The organism is Candidatus Binataceae bacterium (assembly GCA_035500095.1).
Lineage (GTDB): Bacteria > Desulfobacterota > Binatia > Binatales > Binataceae > JAKAVN01.
Map to the genome: position 1 here is coordinate 1 of DATJXN010000116.1, position 5237 is coordinate 5237.

Below are 5237 nucleotides of genomic sequence, written 5' to 3' on the forward strand. Positions count from 1 at the left end.
CTGCCGGGCGGCTCGAACTGCAGGCAATTGCTGCATTTCTGATCGCCGTTCGGTTTTTCCTGGTACTTCATCGCGGCCTTCGATGCCTTCTGCTGCGCCTGCGCGACGCGCGACTGAAGCGCGCCGGCGCACGCGGCGCCGCCCAGCACAAGCGCCGATCTCAGAACATCCCGGCGCGAAACTTTTGCCTTGTCGGACATGGAAAGCCCTTTCTTGGTCTTGGTTGAGTGGGATGCGTCACGAGTATGCCGGCCTCGAAATCTCGGCCAGTGCCTGCGATGCGGGGCGGAGCTCAGCACTCTCGACCGCGAAGTCCCCCAGCGCGACGATGCCGACGAGGCGCTTGTCGTGGTTGACCACCGGCAGGCGCCGTACCTGCCGTTCGCTCATGATCTTGGCGGCCTTCTCCACGCTGTCGTCGTCGAACGCCCAGGCGATGCCGGTGGACATCACCTCGCGCACCTTCGTGTTCGGACCCTTGCCTTCGGCGATCGCGCGGATCGCGATGTCGCGGTCGGAGATCGCGCCGATCATGCGATCGTTTTCTCCTACCGGCATCATCCCGAAATCCCCATCGCGCATCACTTTGGCGGCCTCGCTGATGGTGGTGTCCGGGCCTACGACCTTGACGTCCGTGCTCATGACATCCTTGAGCTGGTGTGTCTTCGCTTTGCTCATCTTGCTTGTCCTCTGGGTAGCGACGCAGACGCGCGACCCCTAATCGGCAGCCCTGGCGAGCCCCTCGGCGCGCATTCTTGCGACAAATACTGACGACAGTTTGACTCGGCCCGCCGCGCGGCGGTTCAGTGACTCATGTGGTCGGGTGCGCCACCGGCCCAACGCCGGTAATTTTTGCAAACCGATGCGTCCGGGCTGGCGCCGCGCTGTCAGCGCAGCCGCATCCGCCTCGTCAATTCGCGGTCCAGCAGGCGTGCGGGTACCAGCCGGGCGAGATACCACAGCGCGGTGAGCGGATAGCGTGCCCTGGGACGCAGCGCTTCGATCGCGCGGCAGATCGCCTCGCTCACCTTTTCCACCGGATCGCCTTTCCGGAGCTCTTCCGCGACGATCCCCGGCATCGCGGCGAGCGCGCGGCTGTAATCCGTCCCCGCATAGCGCTTCTCGACCGCGAACGCGGTGAACTTGTCCCAGATCTCGGTGCGGATCGTCCCCGGCTCGATGGCGATCACGTCGATGCCGTAGATCCAGAGCTCTCGGCGCAGGCCGTCGCTGATCGCTTCGAGCGCATGCTTCGAAGCCGAATAGGCGACCGCGAAAGGAACGGTTACGCCTCCATTGAGCGAGCTGACATTGACGATGCGGCCGCGAGGGCGGGGTGCGTCGCGTCGCGCGCCCAGCAGAGGCGCGAAGGCCCGCGTCACAGCAATGACGCCAAAGACATTGATCTCGAACAACTGCCGGATCTCCTCGGGCGGCTGATGGAGCAGCGGTCCGGTCGGGGCGATGCCAGCGTTGTTGACGAGCGCAGCGAGCCCTCCGTCGCCTGCCTGTGCCGCCACGGCGTCCGCGGCGGCGGCGATGCCGGCGGCGTCGGTGACGTCGAACACGAGCGGCACGAAGTCCGTTCCAAGCGCGCTGCGCACGCGGTCCGCATCCGCCTGTTTGCGCACGCTGCCGAAGACTCGGTAGCCGCGATTGACGAGCGCGCGCGCCGTCGCAAAGCCGATGCCACTCGATACGCCCGTGATTACGACCGATCGTTTCACTCGAGTCCCCCGCGATGACAGCGCCCCGGTGAGCGCAAGTCAGCGTCCCCCGTCATGGCGAATCATATCGCTCGCCCTCTCCGCGATCATGATCACCGGCGCGTTCGTGTTGCCGGAGGTCACGTTCGGCATGATCGAAGCATCGACCACGCGCAGCCCGGTCATCCCGTGCACCCGGAGCCGCGAATCGACCACCGCCATCGGATCGACGCCCATCTTGCACGTCCCGGCCATGTGCAGCCCGCTCACCGCGCGCCGGCGAAGGAAGGCTTCGAGCGAAGCGTCATCGTCGCCGCTCGGCCGATGGTATTGCTTGTCGACGTAACTTCGGAGCGGCTCGGTCTCGATCATCGTGCGCATGATTCTCCATCCCTTCATCAGCAGCTCGAGGTCGTCCCGCGCCGAGAAGAAATCGGGATCGATCGCCGGATCGGCTATCGGATCGGCCGAGGCGAGCGTGAGGCGGCCGCGGCTCTTCGGGCGGCACACGCAGGTGTGGATGCTGAAACCGTGTCCCCAGTGAAGCCGCCGCGCGAAGTCGTCGACGATCGCCGGCAGGAAGAAGCACTGCAGGTCGGGCTGCGCAACCGATGGGTCGCTGCGCAGAAAGCCGCCGGCGATGCCGCCGAGGCCGGCGAAGTTGCCTTCGCGCCGCGCGATGTATTTGAAAATGTCGGCCAACAGGCGCGGGAGGCCGCGCACCGAAATGCCCATCAGCTCGGTCGAGCGCGAGCGGACCGGGGCCCATACGTCGACGTGCTCCTGATAATTCTCGCCGACGCCCGGAAGGTCGTGCACGACCTCGATGTCGAAGCGCCGCAGGGCGTCGCCGGCTCCTATGCCGGAGAGAAGCAGGAGTTGCGGCGACTTGTTGGTCCCGGCGCTGACAATGACTTCGCGGCGTGCGCGCACCCGTCGCGTCGTTCCTGCGCGCCGATATTCGGCGCCGACGGCGCGCCGCCCCTGGGTGAGGATCCGCGTCGCGTGCGCGTGCGTCACGATCTCGAGATTCGGCCGTTGCCGCGCGCCCGTCAGATACGCGCGCGCGGTCGTGCAGCGCTCGCCATCGATGGCCGTCAGCTGATAGAAGCCGACGCCGTCCGGCTGCGCAATGTTGACGTCTTCGACGAAGGGAATTCCGAGCGCCGCGGCGGTCTCCAGGAAGGCCTTCGATGCCCGCGACGGGCTTCGTGGATCGGCGACGTTGAGCGGGCCGCCGCGGGCGTGCAGTTCGTTGTCGTACACCTCGTTGTGCTCGGCCTTGCGGAAGTAGGGGAGCACGTCTGCGTAGCTCCAGCCCGCATTGCCGAGCGCCGCCCAGTCCTCGTATTCGCTGGAGAAGCCGCGGATGTAGATCATCCCGTTGATCGAGCTCGATCCGCCCGTGGTCTTACCCGCGGGCTGGTAGGCGCGGCGGCCGTCGAAGCCTGCCTGCGGCACGGTCTCGAATGCCCAGTTCAGGTATCGCGTCGATTCGGTGATCGCCATCCCCGGCGGCATGCGCACCGCAAGCTTTCGTTCCGACGACGGGCCTGCTTCGAGCAGGCACACCTGCACCGAGGGATCCTCGCTTAGCCGCGAGGCAAGGACGCAGCCGGCCGAGCCAGCGCCGACGACGACGTAATCGAACTCCATGCCCCGACGGTTTCGGCGGTCGTGAACCGGCGGTTCGCCGAGGTGGCGTCGCGCCGCGCGGTACTTACGGCCGTGGCACGACGTATGGCGGATTCGGCGCGATACCGGCGTGTTCCGCCATTCGGCGTGCGTGCGGCCGTGGGCGCGCTTTGGGCGAATGCGCGAACACCGGATAACCGTAGCCGTAATCAGCGTAATCACTAGACGAGTCCGGCGCGTTCTGCTCGACCATGATCGGGCGAGAACGGTCGGCAAGCTCACGCTGCAGCGCGGCGCGCCGTTCATCCGCGATGCGCTGCGCGGCACTCAAGCTAAGCCGCTCGCGTTCGCGTTCCAGCCCCGCGACCGCTGCGGGGTCGGAATCGCCGGGTCGAAGATCGAGTTGCTCTCCATCCTTGCACGGCAGGTCGGTGTAGACGAGCGCGAGGTGCTTGTCGAAGCACTTGTAGATCGCCTTGTTTGCAGCCTGCGCCGGGGCTATGAGCAACAACGCAGCAAGTGCCATCAGAGGGCACGATATGAGCTGACTCTTGTGGAAGATCATGCGGACCACCTTCCCCCGGTTAACAGCTGCCGTTCAAGCTTACTCCACCGGCGTCGATCGAGGGTCGTTGCGCGGGCAGCGAGAAAAGGCAGGCCCTTGCGCCGCCTGCATCGCAAGATAACGATCGAAAACGGCTACGAAGAAGCCACGGTGCTTCAAAGAGTTAAGGGGATCATTTCTAGTTTTAGATGAGTTAGCTACGCCGGTTTTAGCGCTGGGTCGCACGTCGTCACTTGGCATTGCCCGGTCGTATCATTGATCATTGCCGGTTGATGATCGGACCGTTGCGTCGCCTGCGCCGCGACGAGCTTCCCAGGGACACCGCGAAGCTCGCGCGCTATCTCATCGGCAAGATTCTCGTGCACGAGCATCCGCAAGGCCGGTTGAGCGGACGCATCGTGGAGACCGAGGCCTACGTCGTCGGTGACGCCGCCGCGCATGCGTTTCGCGGTGAGACGCCGCGCAACCGCTCGCTTTTTCTCGAGCGCGGGCATGCTTACGTCTATTTCGTCTATGGCTGCTGGCACGCGCTCAACGTGAGCGCCGAAACGAAGGGGACGGGCGCCGGCGTCCTGCTGCGTGCCCTGGAGCCTCTCGAAGGCGTCGCGCTGATGAAGGCATGGCGCGGCACGGAGCGGCTGGCCGATCTCGCGCGCGGTCCGGGGCGGCTTGCCACTGCGCTCGACATCGATCTGCGCCTTGACGGAACCGATCTCTGCGACAAGGGCAGACTCTGGCTGGGAGTCGATGCCCGGGCGCCGCGACGCGTCGGGCGCAGCGTACGCATCGGCATCTCGCGCGAAGTACACCGTAAGCTTCGCTTCTTCGAGCGCGACAATGTCTTCGTCAGCGGTCCGCGTCGCCTGAACGGCACGAAGGTGGAGATTGTGAGCGCGCGCGGCCGCGACTAGACTTGTTTTCTGGAGACGCATTTGATGCCACCCAGTGATGTCATGCCGGCGCCGGCCGCAGCTCGCGCCGGCAGCTATCTGTACTACCGGCACAGCCTGCCGGTGCGCGTCATGCACTGGATCAACGTGATTGCGCTCACGATCCTGTTCCTGAGCGGCCTCAATATCTTCAGTGCGCATCCGGCACTCTATTGGGGTAAGTCTTCCTACACAGGAAAGGGGCCGATATTCCAGATCGCGGCCGTGGAAGCCGGCGAAGACGAGGTGGTCGGCGTTACGCGCATCTTCGGGCGCGAGTTCGATACGACCGAGGTGCTGGGCGCCGCCACCGATGCGGAGGGCGACGTCGTGGCGCGCATCTTCCCGGGCTGGCTCACGCTGCCCAGCGATCGCTGGCTCTCGATGGCCAGGCGCTGGCAT

At 65.6% G+C, this 5237-nt stretch carries 6 protein-coding genes; 2 read left to right on the plus strand and 4 right to left on the minus strand.

What is annotated here, in order from left to right; all coding sequences use genetic code 11:
- Positions 1-237: 237 nt before the first annotated feature.
- The 4 genes from VMI09_11695 to VMI09_11710 all read right to left on the minus strand — a co-directional run bounded on the left by VMI09_11695 (position 238) and on the right by VMI09_11710 (position 3906).
- Entirely contained in the window at positions 238-678 is a 441-nt protein-coding gene (locus VMI09_11695) for a CBS domain-containing protein (GenBank protein HTQ25351.1), read from the minus strand.
- A 209-nt stretch (positions 679-887) separates the two neighbouring features.
- A complete protein-coding gene (locus VMI09_11700) occupies positions 888-1727 on the minus strand; it encodes an SDR family NAD(P)-dependent oxidoreductase (GenBank protein HTQ25352.1) in 840 nt (279 codons plus the stop codon).
- A gap of 39 nt (positions 1728-1766) precedes the next feature.
- Positions 1767-3362, minus strand: a complete 1596-nt coding sequence (locus VMI09_11705) for a GMC family oxidoreductase N-terminal domain-containing protein (GenBank protein ID HTQ25353.1) — start codon at positions 3360-3362, stop codon at positions 1767-1769.
- Between the two features lie 64 nt (positions 3363-3426).
- Positions 3427-3906, minus strand: a complete 480-nt coding sequence (locus VMI09_11710) for a hypothetical protein (protein ID HTQ25354.1) — start codon at positions 3904-3906, stop codon at positions 3427-3429.
- A gap of 272 nt (positions 3907-4178) precedes the next feature.
- On the opposite strand from VMI09_11710, the gene VMI09_11715 reads away from it, so the two are divergent.
- Both VMI09_11715 and VMI09_11720 read left to right on the plus strand, forming a co-directional pair.
- Positions 4179-4817, plus strand: coding sequence for a DNA-3-methyladenine glycosylase (locus VMI09_11715; protein ID HTQ25355.1), 639 nt, complete (start codon positions 4179-4181; stop codon positions 4815-4817).
- A gap of 24 nt (positions 4818-4841) precedes the next feature.
- On the plus strand, positions 4842-5237 hold a 396-nt coding region (locus tag VMI09_11720; GenBank protein HTQ25356.1), incomplete at its 3' end, for a cytochrome b/b6 domain-containing protein.